11 protein-coding genes and 1 pseudogene are annotated in these 14,265 nt (G+C 72.6%); 7 read left to right on the top strand and 5 right to left on the bottom strand.

Features of this window, described 5'->3' with window-relative positions:
- Positions 1-32: 32 nt before the first annotated feature.
- Positions 33-1,199: a LysM peptidoglycan-binding domain-containing protein gene (locus ACVW07_RS02945; RefSeq protein WP_456817791.1), complete on the bottom strand. Its 1,167-nt coding sequence runs from the start codon at positions 1,197-1,199 to the stop codon at positions 33-35.
- A 145-nt stretch (positions 1,200-1,344) separates the two neighbouring features.
- Between ACVW07_RS02945 and ACVW07_RS02940 the strand changes: the two are divergent.
- Positions 1,345-1,760 (top strand): annotated as a pseudogene (locus tag ACVW07_RS02940) (Rv2175c family DNA-binding protein).
- A gap of 24 nt (positions 1,761-1,784) precedes the next feature.
- Here the strand turns inward: ACVW07_RS02940 and ACVW07_RS02935 are convergent.
- Together ACVW07_RS02935 and ACVW07_RS02930 are read right to left on the bottom strand one after the other, a co-directional pair.
- On the bottom strand, positions 1,785-2,906 hold the full coding sequence (locus ACVW07_RS02935; protein WP_456817790.1) for a polyprenyl synthetase family protein: 1,122 nt from the start codon (positions 2,904-2,906) through the stop codon (positions 1,785-1,787).
- Positions 2,907-2,915: 9 nt separating this feature from the next.
- Positions 2,916-3,449 (bottom strand): hypothetical protein, encoded by a 534-nt coding sequence (locus ACVW07_RS02930; RefSeq protein ID WP_456817789.1) that lies wholly within the window; start codon positions 3,447-3,449, stop codon positions 2,916-2,918.
- A gap of 158 nt (positions 3,450-3,607) precedes the next feature.
- Here ACVW07_RS02930 and ACVW07_RS02925 point away from each other — a divergent pair, with 158 nt between their 5' ends.
- The 3 genes from ACVW07_RS02925 to ACVW07_RS02915 all read left to right on the top strand — a co-directional run bounded on the left by ACVW07_RS02925 (position 3,608) and on the right by ACVW07_RS02915 (position 7,012).
- Positions 3,608-4,741, top strand: a complete 1,134-nt coding sequence (locus tag ACVW07_RS02925; RefSeq protein WP_456817788.1) for a DUF4192 family protein — start codon at positions 3,608-3,610, stop codon at positions 4,739-4,741.
- Between the two features lie 95 nt (positions 4,742-4,836).
- The gene (locus ACVW07_RS02920; RefSeq protein WP_456817787.1) at positions 4,837-5,232 is read left to right on the top strand and encodes a universal stress protein; all 396 of its coding nucleotides are present in this window, start codon (positions 4,837-4,839) and stop codon (positions 5,230-5,232) included.
- A 187-nt stretch (positions 5,233-5,419) separates the two neighbouring features.
- The gene (locus tag ACVW07_RS02915; protein ID WP_456817786.1) at positions 5,420-7,012 is read left to right on the top strand and encodes an RNA polymerase sigma factor; all 1,593 of its coding nucleotides are present in this window, start codon (positions 5,420-5,422) and stop codon (positions 7,010-7,012) included.
- A gap of 155 nt (positions 7,013-7,167) precedes the next feature.
- Here ACVW07_RS02915 and ACVW07_RS02910 read toward each other — a convergent pair whose 3' ends face one another.
- A complete protein-coding gene (locus tag ACVW07_RS02910; protein WP_456817785.1) occupies positions 7,168-7,389 on the bottom strand; it encodes a DUF7455 domain-containing protein in 222 nt (73 codons plus the stop codon).
- 141 nt (positions 7,390-7,530) lie between these two features.
- Here ACVW07_RS02910 and ACVW07_RS02905 point away from each other — a divergent pair, with 141 nt between their 5' ends.
- The 3 genes from ACVW07_RS02905 to ACVW07_RS02895 all read left to right on the top strand — a co-directional run bounded on the left by ACVW07_RS02905 (position 7,531) and on the right by ACVW07_RS02895 (position 11,716).
- The gene (locus tag ACVW07_RS02905) at positions 7,531-9,669 is read left to right on the top strand and encodes a DNA gyrase/topoisomerase IV subunit B (RefSeq protein ID WP_456817784.1); all 2,139 of its coding nucleotides are present in this window, start codon (positions 7,531-7,533) and stop codon (positions 9,667-9,669) included.
- Between the two features lie 121 nt (positions 9,670-9,790).
- A complete protein-coding gene (locus ACVW07_RS02900) occupies positions 9,791-10,822 on the top strand; it encodes a GNAT family N-acetyltransferase (protein ID WP_456817783.1) in 1,032 nt (343 codons plus the stop codon).
- A 153-nt stretch (positions 10,823-10,975) separates the two neighbouring features.
- Complete coding sequence (locus ACVW07_RS02895; protein ID WP_456817782.1) at positions 10,976-11,716, top strand: lysoplasmalogenase; 741 nt, start codon at positions 10,976-10,978, stop codon at positions 11,714-11,716.
- A gap of 4 nt (positions 11,717-11,720) precedes the next feature.
- Here the strand turns inward: ACVW07_RS02895 and ACVW07_RS02890 are convergent, their stop codons facing one another.
- Positions 11,721-14,195, bottom strand: a complete 2,475-nt coding sequence (locus ACVW07_RS02890) for a DNA gyrase/topoisomerase IV subunit A (RefSeq protein WP_456817781.1) — start codon at positions 14,193-14,195, stop codon at positions 11,721-11,723.
- Between the last annotated feature and the right edge of the window lie 70 nt (positions 14,196-14,265).

Below are 14,265 nucleotides of genomic sequence, written 5' to 3'. Positions count from 1 at the left end.
GGCCCTGCCCGGTTCGTCGGAGCCCGGGCCGCTCAGCCGAAGCGCGTCATGTGGGTCTGCACGTTCGCGACGTAGCGGCGGGTGTCGGCGAACATGCCGTTGCGCTGCACGGACGCCGCGCCCTGGTAGTAGCCGGCGATGGCGGACGGCAGGTCCGGCGAGGTCTGGACGAGTGCGCGCAGGATGGCGACGCCCGCCGTGATGTTGTCGTCCGGGTTCAGCAGGTCGAGGCGGCGGCCGACCAGCTGCGAGGCCCAGGCGCCCGAGCTCGGGATCACCTGCATCACGCCGATGGCGTTGGCGGGGGAGACGACGGCGTGGTTGAACCCGGACTCCTGGAAGGCGACGGCCTGCGCGAGGGACGCGTCGACCCCCATGATGCGGGCGATCTCGGCGATCCTGGCCTTCATGCCGGCCTTCGACGGCACACCCGCGGCGCGCAGCGACGCCAGGTTCGCGTTGGCGGCGTCGACCACCGCGTCCGGGTAGGTCCGCCCGGCGAACGTGTTGCCGACCGTCTGGGCCGCGGTGCCGGGGATCGTGAGCCTCTGGCCGATGCGGATGGAGGCGCGCGCGTCGAGACCGTTGGCGGCGACGATCGCCGCGGTCGTGGTGCCGTGCCGGGCGGCGATGCTCGTCACGGTGTCGCCCTTGACGACCGTGTAGCTGCCCGCGGACGTCACCGGAGCGGCCGGTGCTGCCCCGGCGCCCCCCGCCGCCGCGACCCCGCCCGGGAGCGTGAGCGTCTGCCCGATCCGGATCGAGGCGCGCGCGTCGAGGCCGTTCGCCGCGACGACGGCGGCGACCGTGGTGCCCGCCCTGCTCGCGATCCGGCTCACGGTGTCTCCGGACCGGACCACGTACGTGGCGCCGGCGGGGGCGGTGGTGACGGGAGCGGTGCCGACCGGAGCGGCTGCGGTCCTGCTCCGGGCGCCGGCGGGCGGGATGGTGAGGACCTGGCCGATCCGGATCTTGGACACGTTCGTGAGGGAGTTCGCTCGAGCGATGGCGGCGACGGAGGTGCTCGTGCGCGCGGCGATGTGGCTCACCGTGTCTCCGGCCCGCACCGTGTACTGCTCGTCTGCGTGCGCGCCCGTGCCCGTGGCGGTGACCGCGACCGCGACGAGCGCGATCGTCGCGCCGGTGCCGGTCGCGGCGCGGCGCAGGACCTCGGACCGGACGGTGGCGGACTGCGACATGGCGGATCCTTCGATGGGGCTGGTGTGAACGTCTGATGCTGGTGTGACGAGAGTGACAGAATTCGAACGTAGCCCAGCCACTCGCTTTCCGAAAGCGCACGCAGGAATTGCGTGCGTGTAATTCGCTCGTGCGTACTCTTGTCGGGTGAATGACTCCCCGAGCACGCTCGATGCCCTTGTCGACGAGTGGTTGACGCTCCCGGACGTGTCGGACCGCCTCGGTCTCGACGTCGGGAAGGTGCGCCGGCTCCTGCAGGAGCGCCGCCTCGTCGGCGCGCGCCGCGGCGCGACCCCAAGGTGCTCTGCGTGCCTGCTCAGTTCCTGGTACCGGGACACCTGGCGAACCCGTCCCAGCCGTCGCGGACGGAGGACACCCCGCAGTGGACGGTGCTCAGCGCGCTGCAGGGCACGTTCACGGTCCTCTCGGACGCCGGCTTCTCCGACGAGGACGCGATCGCGTGGCTGTTCACCGACGACCCGTCGCTGCCGGGGACGCCCATCGAGGCGCTGCGGGTGGGGCGCAAGACGGAGGTCCGGCGCCGCGCGCAGGCCGAGCTCTGACCCTCGGCTCTGCCGCGCAGTCGGTCAGGAGCGCCGGTCGACCGCGGCGTGGGCCAGAGCCGTGAGGTGCGACCGTGCGGGCTCGGGCCAGGACAGCTCGTCCATGAGTGCGAACGCGCGGGCCGCCAGGTGCTCGATCAGCTTCTCCACCTCGTGCGGTGCACCCGTCGCGTCGATGGCGCCCGTCAGGCGTTCGACGTCGTCGTCGGACATGTCCCGGTTCCCGAGGTGCTCCCGCAGGAGGGTCGCGGTGCCCCGGTCGCCGCTCTCGAGAGCGCGCGCGAGCGAGCGGGCGACGAGCACGGTGCGCTTGCCCTCCCGCAGGTCGTCGCCTGCCGGCTTGCCGGTGGCGTCGGGGTCTCCGAAGACCCCGAGGAGGTCGTCCCGGAGCTGGTAGGCCTCGCCGAGCGGCAGCCCGAGCGCGCGGCACGCAGCGAGGTCCGCCTCGTCGGCGTCTGCCAGGGCGGCGCCGAGCACGACCGGGTGCTCGACGCTGTACCGCGCCGACTTGGCCCGGATCACCTCGCGGGCGCGCACCTCGTCACCGGTCGGGTCCTCGCCCCACGGGAGTGCCTGGGCGAGGACGTCGAGGTACTGGCCGACCGTCACCTCCGTCCTCATGAGGTCGAACACCGCCCGGGCACGCTGGATGCGCGGCCACGGGTGCAGCGCGAGGGCGCCCGCGAACTCCTGCTCGCTCGCGACCAGCGCGAGGTCGCCGAGCAGGATGGCTGCCGACTCGCCGAACCGGTCCGCGTCTCCCGTGTAGCCGTGCGTGGCGTGCACGGCGGCGAACGCCCGATGGGCGGCGGGAAAGCCGCGGCGCGTGTCGGAGTCGTCCATGACGTCGTCGTGGAACAACGCTGCTGCCTGGAACAGCTCCAGTGCCGCGCCGACGCGGAGGACGGTCTCGGCCTCGGCGGTGCCGGGACGGCCGCCGTGCGCCCGCCACGACCAGTAGCAGAAGGCGGCGCGCAGTCGCTTGCCGCCAGACAGCATCTGCTCGACGGCGTCCGCGAGGACGTGGGCGTCGGCGCTCGCGACGGCGAGCACGGCGCGCAGCTGGGCGACGTGCTGCTGAAGGATGGCGTCCACGCGGGGACGGACGTCCTCGACGTCGACGAGGGCGGGGACGTCGGGGGTCACACCGGCACCCTAGGGGACCGCCGTCCGGACCTTGCCGCCGAGCGTGAGGGTGCGCTCCTCGTCGCGGTCGAGCACGCCCACGACGAGGAGCTCGGAGCCGTCGCTGCGCGAGAACGTGGACTGGGCCGCAAGGCCGGGCTCGACGACGGGCGGAGCGCCCTCCACGAAGCCGGCGGCGAGCAGCGGCGTCCGGACCGCGTCCATGAGACCGGCCGTGTCCTGGGCGGTCCGGACGTTGAGGCTGATCTGCACGAGCTCCGTCGTCGGGACGGGGTCGGCCGACGACACCAGCACGGTCGCTCCCGGTGGTACCGGGACGAGGTCGGTGGGGAACCCGTCCGCGAGCTCGCCCACGGCCGAGACGTCGGAGTCCGACGTGCCGAGCAGGGTCTCCGTCGGAGTGGGGTCCGCCTGTGCCGCTGCTGCTGAACCGGACGGCGCGAGCGCTGCGGGCCCGCTCGAGGAGCAGCTCGAGAGCGCCACGGCGACGGCGACCGCGAGGCCGCCGACGAGACAGGCGTCGGCGGGTCGGAGGCGGGGCACCGGGCCAGGGTAGTCGGCGGGTGGTCGGCTCGCTGAGCTGACCACAGGCGTTCCGCCGTGCTCGTCGAGGCGACCACATGTCGGCGTCCGGGTGGGCCGCCCACAGGCCGCACCTGACGCGGACGGAACCGTGCCCACGGTGCGATGGGCTGCCGGACATGGAGCCCACGACCGTCACCACCCTCAGGATCAGCGAACCCGCCGAGATCCTCGCCCTCGTCCCGCACCGCCTGGGCTTCCGGCCCCGTGCGAGCGTCGTCGCGGTGAGCCTGCGACCGCCGCGCGGGACCGTCGGTGTCGTCGCCCGCGTCGACCTCGCGCAGCTGGCCGATCCCGTCGACGGGTCCGACCGTGCCCGAGCCCTGGTCACGCTCCTCGACCGCGACGGCGCCTCCCGAGCGCTCCTCGTCGTCTACACCGAGGACGACCCCCGCGGTGCGACGGCACACCGGGCGCACCGCGCGGCTGAGGTCTTTCGCGAGGCGGCGGCCGCCCCGCTCGGCGACGTCGCCGTCTGGGTCGTGACCTCCACCGGCTACCTCTCGCTCGACTGCCACGACGGTTGCTGCCCGCCCGGAGGACGGCCGCTGCGCGAGCTCGACGCGACGCAGGTGGGCGCCGAGCTGGTGCTGGCAGGCTCGGCCGTCGCCGACTCGCGGGCGGACGTCGCGAGGATCCGACCGGCCGCTGCGGAGCGCCGGCGCTCCGTCGCCCGGGTCCGCCGCCGTTGGGAGGTCCGTCGGGAGGAGGCGCTCGAGGCCGGTGGTGCCGTCACCGAGCGCTGGCGGCTCGACTCGGTGGCAGCGTGGCGGGCTGCTGTCGCTCACGCGTGCGAGGGGCCGTCGCAGGGCCCCGCGCCGTGGGGACGCGTGGAGGCCGGCCTCGCCGACCGGCGTGTGCGGGACAGCGTGCTCGTCTCGCTCGTGCCGGGGACGGGTGAGCTCGCAGAGCGGTGCGTGCGCGGTCCCGCGCCGGCGCCCGAGGACGAGGTCGAGCTGGCTGCCGCGGTCGCGTCGATCCTCGACCCCACGTGCGCCGTACCCCCGCCGGTGGTGGCGACCCGGGTGCACGAGGACGTCCTCGAGCACGTGGTGGCGCACGGTCGCGCGGGTCACCAGGCCCCCGCACTCACTCTGCTCGCTCTGCTGGCCTGGTGGCGGGGCGACGGGGCACGTGCCTCGGTCCTCGTCGACCGCGCTCTGCAGGCCGACGACCGGTACCGGCTGGCGCTGCTGCTGCACGGTCTGCTGGAGGCTGCGGTCGGCCCTGGCTGGACCCGGCGTGCGGTCTGACGTGGGGCGGGATGTGGTCGAGCGCTCGTCCAGCCCGCACGGCTCGGGTAGCGTCCGTTCCACGGCGTGTCAGGCCGCACCGACGAGGAGGACCGATGAGCATCGTGGTGGGCTACCTGGCCACTCCGGAAGGTCGGGCGGCCTTGGACGCAGCGGTCGACGAGGCGCGGCGGCGCAGCACGCGCGTCGTGGTGGTCGTGAGCGCTCGGCCCGACGAGCCGACGGACCAGCGGGCCGCGGTCGAGGCGGCGCTCGCGCAGGTCGACGCCGACCTCTCCGGCCAGGGCATCTCGCACGAGGTGCGACTCCTGGACGGCGGCGACGTCGCGGACGACCTCATCGCGACCGCGGAGGACGTCGAGGCACAGCTCGTGGTGATCGGCCTGCGGCGGCGTAGTCCGGTCGGCAAGCTGATCCTCGGCGCCAACGCCCAGCGAGTGCTCTTCGACGCCCCGTGTCCCGTGCTCACGGTCAAGCCCACCTCGGCCTGAGCCGCCGTCCGGCATCCACGGGAATCACCTGCGGGCCTCGCCCGTTGAAGTAGGGCGTTCACCCGTCCGGGGCCGTCCTCGACGCCTCCGACCGTGCCCGATGAACCGTCCTGCCGGGACTTCGTCGGTACAATGTCTGTCTACCTCCCGGACCCGTCCCGGGTGTCTTGCTGCCGAAAGGTCGTTCGTGTCGTCCCAGACCCCGCATCCCGCACTTCCGCGTGAGTTCGAGCACCCCGCCATGCAGGACCTCGTGCTGCGCGGCCGGACGCACGGCAGCGTCGGAGCCGAGGAGCTGCGCTCCGCGTGCGAGCAGGCCGACGTCCAGGACGCCAAGCGGCTGCGTGCCGTCGTCCGCGGTCTCGCGACCGCCGGCATCGGCGTGCGCGAGCCCGCCGTGCCGGCCGCGACCCGTTCCGTCGCCGCCACGAGCGCGAAGGCCAGACCGTCGGCGAAGGCCGTCGTCAGTGCCGCGGACGGCACGGAGGAGCCGGTCGTCGCCAAGACGGCCTCACGGCCGACCAAGGCCGCCGCGACCCGGACGCCGGCCGCCAAGAGCGCTGCCAAGGTGCCGGCGGCGGCGAAGGCGGCCCCCAAGGCCGGCGCACCCGCGGACGTCAACGCCGACGTGGACGCCGACGACGTGCCGGTGGACCTCGAGGACGTCGAGATCGACGTGACCGAGGAGGTCGTCGCCGACGACGTCGACGTCATCGAGGTGGTCGAGGTGGTCGACGCCGAGGACGGTGAGGACGGTGAGCAGGCCAAGCCCGCCGCCGCCGCCGAGGAGGAGGAGACCGAGGACAAGGGCTTCGTCTACTCCGACGCGGACGACGACGACGCCCCGGCGCAGCAGGTCGTGACGGCCGGCGCCACTGCCGACCCCGTCAAGGACTACCTCAAGCAGATCGGCAAGGTCGCGCTCCTCAACGCGGAGCAGGAGGTCGAGCTCGCCAAGCGCATCGAGGCGGGCCTGTTCGCGGAGGAACGGCTCAACGCGGGTGTGGCCATGGAGCCGAAGATCCGCCGCGAGCTCGAGTGGATCGCACAGGACGGCCGTCGCGCGAAGAACCACCTGCTCGAGGCGAACCTGCGCCTCGTGGTGTCGCTCGCGAAGCGGTACACCGGGCGCGGCATGCTGTTCCTGGACCTGATCCAGGAGGGCAACCTCGGTCTCATCCGCGCGGTCGAGAAGTTCGACTACACCAAGGGCTACAAGTTCTCGACGTACGCCACATGGTGGATCCGTCAGGCGATCACCCGCGCGATGGCTGACCAGGCCCGGACCATCCGCATCCCCGTGCACATGGTCGAGGTCATCAACAAGCTGGCGCGCGTGCAGCGGCAGATGCTCCAGGACCTGGGCCGTGAGCCCACGCCGGAGGAGCTCGCCAAGGAGCTCGACATGACGCCCGAGAAGGTCGTCGAGGTCCAGAAGTACGGCCGCGAGCCCATCTCGCTGCACACGCCGCTCGGCGAGGACGGCGACAGCGAGTTCGGCGACCTCATCGAGGACTCCGAGGCCGTCGTGCCGGCCGACGCCGTGAGCTTCACGCTCCTGCAGGAGCAGCTGCACCAGGTGCTCGACACGCTCTCCGAGCGCGAGGCCGGCGTCGTGTCCATGCGGTTCGGTCTGACGGACGGTCAGCCCAAGACGCTCGACGAGATCGGCAAGGTCTACGGCGTGACGCGTGAGCGGATCCGGCAGATCGAGTCGAAGACGATGTCGAAGCTGCGTCACCCGTCACGTTCGCAGGTTCTCCGGGACTACCTGGACTGATCCTCACCTCTCGCACCCGCGACGCCCCGTTCCGCTCATGCGGTGCGGGGCGTCGTCGTCCACGGGGCCGGAGGATGCTCCCCGCCCGACGCGACGAGGCCCGGACCGATACGGTCCGGGCCTCGGTCGCCGTGAGGCGGGTCAGGGCGTCCTGGTCAGCGTGCGGCGCCGGCTCCCGCGCCGTGCTCCTCGAGCAGGCGCTGGGTCTCGTCGTGCACGTGCGTGGCGAGCGCCTCGAACTTCGGGGCGTGCTCGCGAGCGTGGTGAGCACAGAAGAGCAGCTCACCGACGGGCAGCACCACGCGAACGTAGGCCTGCGCGCCACAACGGTCACAGCGGTCGGCTGCGGTCAGCGGTTCGGTCGTCGTCCCAGTCACGAATCCATACAACCATCCCGATCACAGATCCATGGCACCAAGAGCGGGTGGTTCGCTTGCGGCGTACCCGGGAACCGGGTGAACCGCCGCCGTGCGGCATGGTGCCGTGGGCGGCTCCGGCACTGCGGATACGATCTGCCCGTGACCACGACTTCCCCGCAGCAGGGCTACACGGCCCGGCACCTGTCGGTGCTGGAGGGCCTCGAGGCGGTCCGCAAGCGGCCGGGCATGTACATCGGCACCACGGACAGCCGCGGCCTCATGCACTGCCTGTGGGAGGTCATCGACAACTCGGTCGACGAGGCGCTCGGTGGTCACGGCGACCGCATCGAGATCGTGCTGCACGCGGACTCGTCCGTGGAGGTGCGGGACAACGCGCGCGGCATCCCCGTGGACGTCGAGCCGAAGACCGGCCTCACGGGTGTCGAGGTGGTCTTCACCAAGCTGCACGCGGGCGGCAAGTTCGGCGGCGGCTCCTACGGCGCCTCGGGCGGCCTGCACGGTGTCGGCGCGTCGGTCGTCAACGCGCTGTCGGCCCGGTTGGACGTCGAGGTCGACCGCGACGGCAAGACGCACCGGATGACGTTCCACCGCGGTGAGCCGGGAGTGTTCGACGACGCGGCGGGTCGCGGGCCGGAGTCCCCCTTCGAGCCGTTCGTGTCGGGTTCGGAGCTCGCTGTCGTGGGCAAGGTCCCCAAGGCGCGCAACGGGACCCGGGTCCGGTACTGGGCGGATCGTCAGATCTTCCCCAAGACGGCGGTCTTCTCCTACGACGAGCTCGTCACGCGGGCCCGCCAGACGAGCTTCCTCGTCCCCGGCCTCACGCTCGTGGTGCGCGACGAGCGGGGTGTCGCCGGTACACCGGGCGGGGACGGTCCGCACGAGGAGACGTTCTTCCACTCCGGCGGCGTCGTCGACTTCGTCGACCACCTCGCACCGGACGCCGCGGTGACGGACACCTGGCACCTGACGGGTACCGGGACGTTCACCGAGACGGTGCCGGTGCTGGACGACCGCGGCCACATGACGCCGCAGGAGGTGACCCGGACCTGCGAGGTGGACATCGCCCTGCGGTGGGGGACCGGCTACGAGACCGAGGTCCGCAGCTTCGTCAACATCATCTCGACCCCGAAGGGCGGTACCCATCTCGCCGGGTTCGAGACGGGGCTGCTCCGCACGCTCCGCAAGGCGGTCGAGGCGAACGCCCGCCGGCTGAAGATCACCGCCAAGGATGCCGCGACCGAACGGATCGAGAAAGAGGACGTCCTCGCCGGGCTCACCTCCGTCGTCACCGTGCGGCTCGCGGAGCCGCAGTTCGAGGGCCAGACGAAGGAGGTCCTCGGCACCGGCCCCGTCCGCAACATCGTCGCGAAGGTCATCGACACCGAGCTCGGCGGCATCTTCGTCTCGCCGAAGCGCGACCACAAGGCGCAGTCGAGCCTGCTGCTCGACAAGGTGGTCGGAGAGATGCGGGCCCGGCTGTCCGCACGCAAGCAGAAGGAGATCTCTCGCCGCAAGAACGCGCTCGAGACGTCGTCGCTGCCTGCCAAGCTGGCGGACTGCCGCAGCGACGACGTCGCCCGCAGCGAGCTGTTCATCGTCGAGGGGGACAGCGCGCTCGGGACCGCCAAGCTGGCGCGCAGCTCCGACTTCCAGGCGCTGCTGCCCATCCGCGGCAAGATCCTCAACGTCCAGAAGGCCTCCGTCACGGACATGCTGAAGAACGCCGAGTGCGCGGCGATCATCCAGGTGCTCGGCGCCGGGTCCGGGCGCACGTTCGACCTGGAGGCGGCGCGCTACGGCAAGATCGTCCTGATGACGGACGCGGACGTCGACGGTGCGCACATCCGCACGCTGCTGCTGACGCTGTTCTTCCGCTACATGAGGCCGCTCGTCGAGGCGGGGCGCGTCTACGCTGCGGTCCCGCCGCTGCACCGCATCGAGCTCGTGGGCGCCAGACGCACCGACGACCCGGCCGACAAGTACATCTACACCTACTCGGAGGCCGAGCTGGCCACGACGCTCAAGCGGCTGGACCGGTCCGGGAAGAAGTACAAGGACGACATCCAGAGGTACAAGGGCCTGGGCGAGATGGACGCCGACCAGCTGGCGGAGACGACGATGGACCCGCGGCACCGGACCTTGCGCCGGGTCACGGTCGAGACGGCGCAGCGGTCCGAAGAGATCTTCGAGCTGCTCATGGGCGCCGACGTCGCTCCCCGCAAGGACTTCATCGTCGCGGGCGCTCACGCCCTGGACCGCGGCCGCATCGACGCCTGACCCACGGCACCCCGTCAGCGGACCGGAGGGCGGAGGTCCGGCCGGCCGCCGCCGACGCGCGCAGGGCGGACCCGTCGAAAGTCGGTTGCCGCCCCGAACCTGTCGGGGAAGGGTGGCACGGGTGACCGAGACCGTGCTGTCCCCGCTCGCTCAGCGTGCTGCGGCGCCGACCGAGCTGCCCCACCCCTCCGACGCGTTCGGCCTGCACTGGCGGCCCTTGCGACGGACCGACGCCGAAGCGCTGACACCGCTCCTCAACGCCGTCGAGGAGGCCGACGGCGCCCCGTACCGGACGGCGGTGCCGGAGGTGGACGAGCGGTTCGACGGTGACTGGCACGACCCGGCGACCGACACGCTCGCCGGGTTCGACGCGGACGGCGTCCCGCGCGCCTACGCGTCCGTCTCCGCGCCGCCGGGAGACGTCCGCGTGATCCGCGCCTTCCTGGACGGCGGGGTGCACCCGCAGTGGAGGGGGCGTGGGGTGGGCCGGGCGGTGCTCACCTGGTCGGAAGGCCGGGGGCGCCAGCTGCTGGCCCGCTCGACGGCAGCCGTGCCGGGACGGATCGCGGTGCACGTCCAGGAGTCGGCGACCGCGACGGCCCGCCTCCTCGCCATGAGGGGTTTCCGCCCGATCCGCTACTACGACGACATGCGACGGCCACTGTCCGATCCGCTGCCCGTCGCGGAGCCGCCTGCGGGTGTCCGCCTGGTCCCGTGGAGTGCCGCCCTCGAGGAGAGGGTCCGACTGGCGCACAACGAGGCGTTCGCGGACCACTGGGGGAGCGAGCCACGCACGGCCGAGCAGTGGGCGCAGCACCGCAGCATGTTCGCGCAGGCGTGGAGCACCGTGGCGGTCGAGGACGCCACCGGGGAGGTCGCCGGGTATCTGATGTCGGGACGGTACGAGCAGGACTGGTCCGTGGTCGGCCATTCCTTCGGCTATGTCGAGCTGCTCGGCGTGCGGCCCGCCTGGCGCCGCCGTGGGCTCGCGCCCAGCCTGCTCGTCGCGGCCATGTCGGCGTACCGGACGGACGGCATGGAGTACGCGACCCTCGGCGTCGACAGCGCGAACCAGAGCGGCGCGCACGGCCTGTACGAGCGCCTGGGGTTCGAGCGGTACCACCGCGAGGTCATGTACTCGATCGAGCTCTGAACCCGTCGCCGGTCGGAGGGGAAGCCACCCGCTCACCGCGCCCGATCGGACCTCCGCCAGGCGGCGCCCACGTTAGCATCGGCCCACGCCCGGACGACGACGCCCGGGCACGGGCATGCCGGACGACGAGGTCCGGTCCGCGAGGAGGTCGCTGTGGTGCGCTCGCTGTCCACCGCCGCACGTGCATGGGTCGGGGTGTTCGTCGCCGTGAGCGCCGTGCTGCTCGTCTCCCTGCTCGTCGGTGCGGACGCTCTGGGGCAGGTGACGCAGTGGCTGGCGATGCCGGCGCTGGCCGGTGTGCTGCTCTCCGCCGCACGCTGGCCGCGGGGCCGGCTCGTCACCCTCACCGCGGTCGCGCTGGGCCTGTCGTGGCTCGGGGACCTGCTGCCGTCGTTCGCCGGGGAGCAGGCGTTCCTCGTGATGGTCGGGTGCTTCCTGGCCGCCCAGATCGTGTACGTCGTGGCGTTCTCGCCGTTCGTCCGCCGATCCGTGCTGCACCGCCGGCCCGTGGTGCTGGTGGCGTACGGGACGGTGCTGGTCGGGCTGGTGGGAGCGTGCGCGCCCCACGCGGGCGACCTGCTGCTGCCCGTGGCCGTGTACGGCGGCTGCCTCATCTCCATGGCGGTCCTCGCCACGGGCCTGGGGCGAGCCGCCGGGACCGGGGCGGCGGTCTTCGTCGTCTCCGACGCCTTGATCGCACTGGAACAGCTGGTGCCCGCCTGGCACCTCCCGGGCCAGGACTTCTGGGTCATGCTCACCTACCTGGCCGGGCAGGCGCTGCTCACGTTCGCGGTCCTCCAGCACAACCTCGCCGAGCGGAAGGCGCCGCCGGTCCCGGTCCGGCTCGCCCTGACACAGGCGGTGAAGCGGGACAACGTCATCGCGCTCGTGTAGCGGGTCAGCCGATCGCGTGGACGGGGGCGCCGAGCGGTGTCCCGGAGCCGTCGCGGCGAGGGTCCGACGCGGGCAGCTCGACCGCTTGGCCTGCCGATCCGCTCGCCCAGGCCGGAGCCGCACCGACCCAGGCGAGGATGAGGGCGTCCTCGCCCTTGAGGAACCGGTGCGACCGGACGCCGCCGGTCGCGCGACCCTTGGCGGGATAGGCGTCGAACGGGGTCACCTTCGCCGATCCTGCCTGCGTGCCCGGCAGCGCGGTGGACGACCCGGAAACGGTGACCAGGACGGCCCCGCCCGCCTCACCTTCGGCCACCGTCCCGAACGCCACCACGCGTTGCCCCGGAGCGAGCTTGATGCCCGCCATCCCACCGGCCGCCCGGCCTTGCGGTCGCACGGACGAGGCAGGGAAGCGGAGCAGGGACGAGTCGGAGCTCACCAGCACGAGCTCGTCCGTCTCGCCGACGTGGGCGGCCCCGACGACGGTGTCGCCGTCCTTGAGCGCGATGACCTCCCAGGTGTCCCTGTTGCCGGGCACGTCCCCCCGGGCGACACGCTTGACGGTTCCCTGGGCGGTCGCGAGCGCGAGGGTCGGTGCGTCGGCGGCGAGGGACGTCAGCGAGACGACGGTCTCACCCGGCTCGACGGCGACCACCTCGGCGAGCGGCACGCCGCCCGACAGTGACGGGTGGCCGTCGGTCGGCGGCAGCGCCGGGAGCTCGAGCACGGACAGCCGCACCACGCGGCCGCGGGAGGTCACCGCGCCGATCTCGGCGCGCGCCGTGGTCGGCAGCCGGGCCGCGAGCACGTCGTGCCGGGCCCGGCGGGTGGCGTCGTCGCGGACGGGCTCCTCGTCTCCCGCGGTGCGGGCCAGGAGCCCGGTTCCGGACAGCAGCACCCAGCACGCGGTGTCGGCGATCTCCAGCGGTGCGGCCGACCCTCGTGCGGCCGGCGCTCCTGTCACGGTCGCTCCGCCTGCCGACTCGAGCAGGACCGTGCGGCGCGGGGTGCCGTACGTCGCGGCGGCCTCGGCCATCTCGTCGGACACCAGGGTCCGCAGGCGACCGTCGTCGGCGAGGATCGCCTCCAGCTCCGCGATCTCCTCGACGAGCTGCTGCCGCTCGCGCTCGAGCTCGATCCGCGAGAACTTGGTGAGCCGCCGCAGCCGCAGCTCGAGGATGTACTCGGCCTGGAGCTCGGACAGGTCGAACACCGTGCGCAGCCGCCCACGCGCCTCCTCGGCGTCGTCGGACGTCCGGATGACCTGGATGACCTCGTCGATGTCGACGATCGCGACGAGCAGCCCTTCGACGAGGTGCAGGCGCTCCTGCCGCCGTCCGAGGCGGTGGGCCGTCCGTCGGCGCACGACCGAGATCCGGTGGTCCACCCAGACCTGCAGCAGCTCGCGCAGGCCGAGCGTCCGAGGCTGGCCGTCGACGAGCGCCACGTTGTTGATCGAGAACGAGTCCTCGAGCGGTGTGTACCGGTAGAGCTGCTCCAGGACGGCGTCGGGGTCGAACCCCGTCTTGACCTCGATCACCAGCCGCAGGCCGTGCACCCGGTCCGTGAGGTCCACGGCGTCGGAGATGCCGGAGAGCTTCTTGGACTGCTCACCCTCCTTGATCTTCTCGATCACCTTCTCGGGGCCGACGGTGTAGGGGAGCTCGGTGACCACGATGCCCTTGCGGCGCGGTGTCACGTTCTCGATGCGAGCCGTGGCCCGCGTCCGGAACGCGCCGCGTCCTGTGCGGTAGGCGTCACGGACCCCGTCCAGGCCGACGATCTTGCCGCCCGAGGGAAGGTCCGGCCCGGGCACGAAGCGCATGAGGTCCTCGAGCGAGGCGTCCGGGTGCAGCACCAGGTGGCGTGCCGCGGCGACGACCTCGACGAGGTTGTGCGGCGCCATGTTGGTGGCCATGCCGACCGCGATGCCTGACGCACCGTTGACCAGCAGGTTCGGTACCGCGGCCGGGAGGACCTCGGGCTGGGTGAGCTTGTTGTCGTAGTTCGGCACGAAGTCGACGACGTCCTCGTCGAGCCCCGCGGTCATCGCGAGCGCCGACGGCGCCATCCGGGCCTCGGTGTACCGGGCCGCGGCGGGCCCGTCGTCGAGCGACCCGAAGTTGCCGTGGCCGTCGACGAGCGGCAGCCGCAACGAGAAGGGTTGCGCGAGGCGCACCATCGCGTCGTAGATCGCGGCGTCACCGTGCGGGTGCAGCTTGCCCATGACCTCGCCGACGACCCGCGCCGACTTCACGTACGGCCGGTCAGGGCGCAGGCCCATGTCGGACATCTGGAACAGGATCCGACGCTGCACCGGCTTCATGCCGTCGCGTGCGTCGGGGAGCGCCCGCGAGTAGATGACCGAGTAGGCGTACTCGAGGAACGAGCCCTCCATCTCGGTCGCCACGTCGATGTCGACGATGCGCTCGACGAGGTCCTCGGGGGGCAGGTCGGGGGTCGCGGGGCGGCGCGCCATGCGTCTGTGCTCCTCGGTGCGGGGGGCGGTGCGGCGTCCATTGTGGACCGTCCCGCGCCCCGGCTCCGCA

This window comes from Cellulomonas sp. URHB0016 (assembly GCF_054057935.1).
Note: the sequence above shows the minus strand (reverse complement) of the source record. Positions and strands in the feature narration are given on the sequence as shown.

Excerpts from the sequence above, each read along its gene's own strand:
- ACVW07_RS02890 (WP_456817781.1), bottom strand. The coding sequence starts at position 14,195 with ATGGCGCGCCGCCCCGCGACCCCCGACCTGCCCCCCGAGGACCTCGTC.
- ACVW07_RS02945 (WP_456817791.1), bottom strand. The coding sequence starts at position 1,199 with ATGTCGCAGTCCGCCACCGTCCGGTCCGAGGTCCTGCGCCGCGCCGCG.
- ACVW07_RS02925 (WP_456817788.1), top strand. The coding sequence starts at position 3,608 with ATGGAGCCCACGACCGTCACCACCCTCAGGATCAGCGAACCCGCCGAG.
- ACVW07_RS02920 (WP_456817787.1), top strand. The coding sequence starts at position 4,837 with ATGAGCATCGTGGTGGGCTACCTGGCCACTCCGGAAGGTCGGGCGGCC.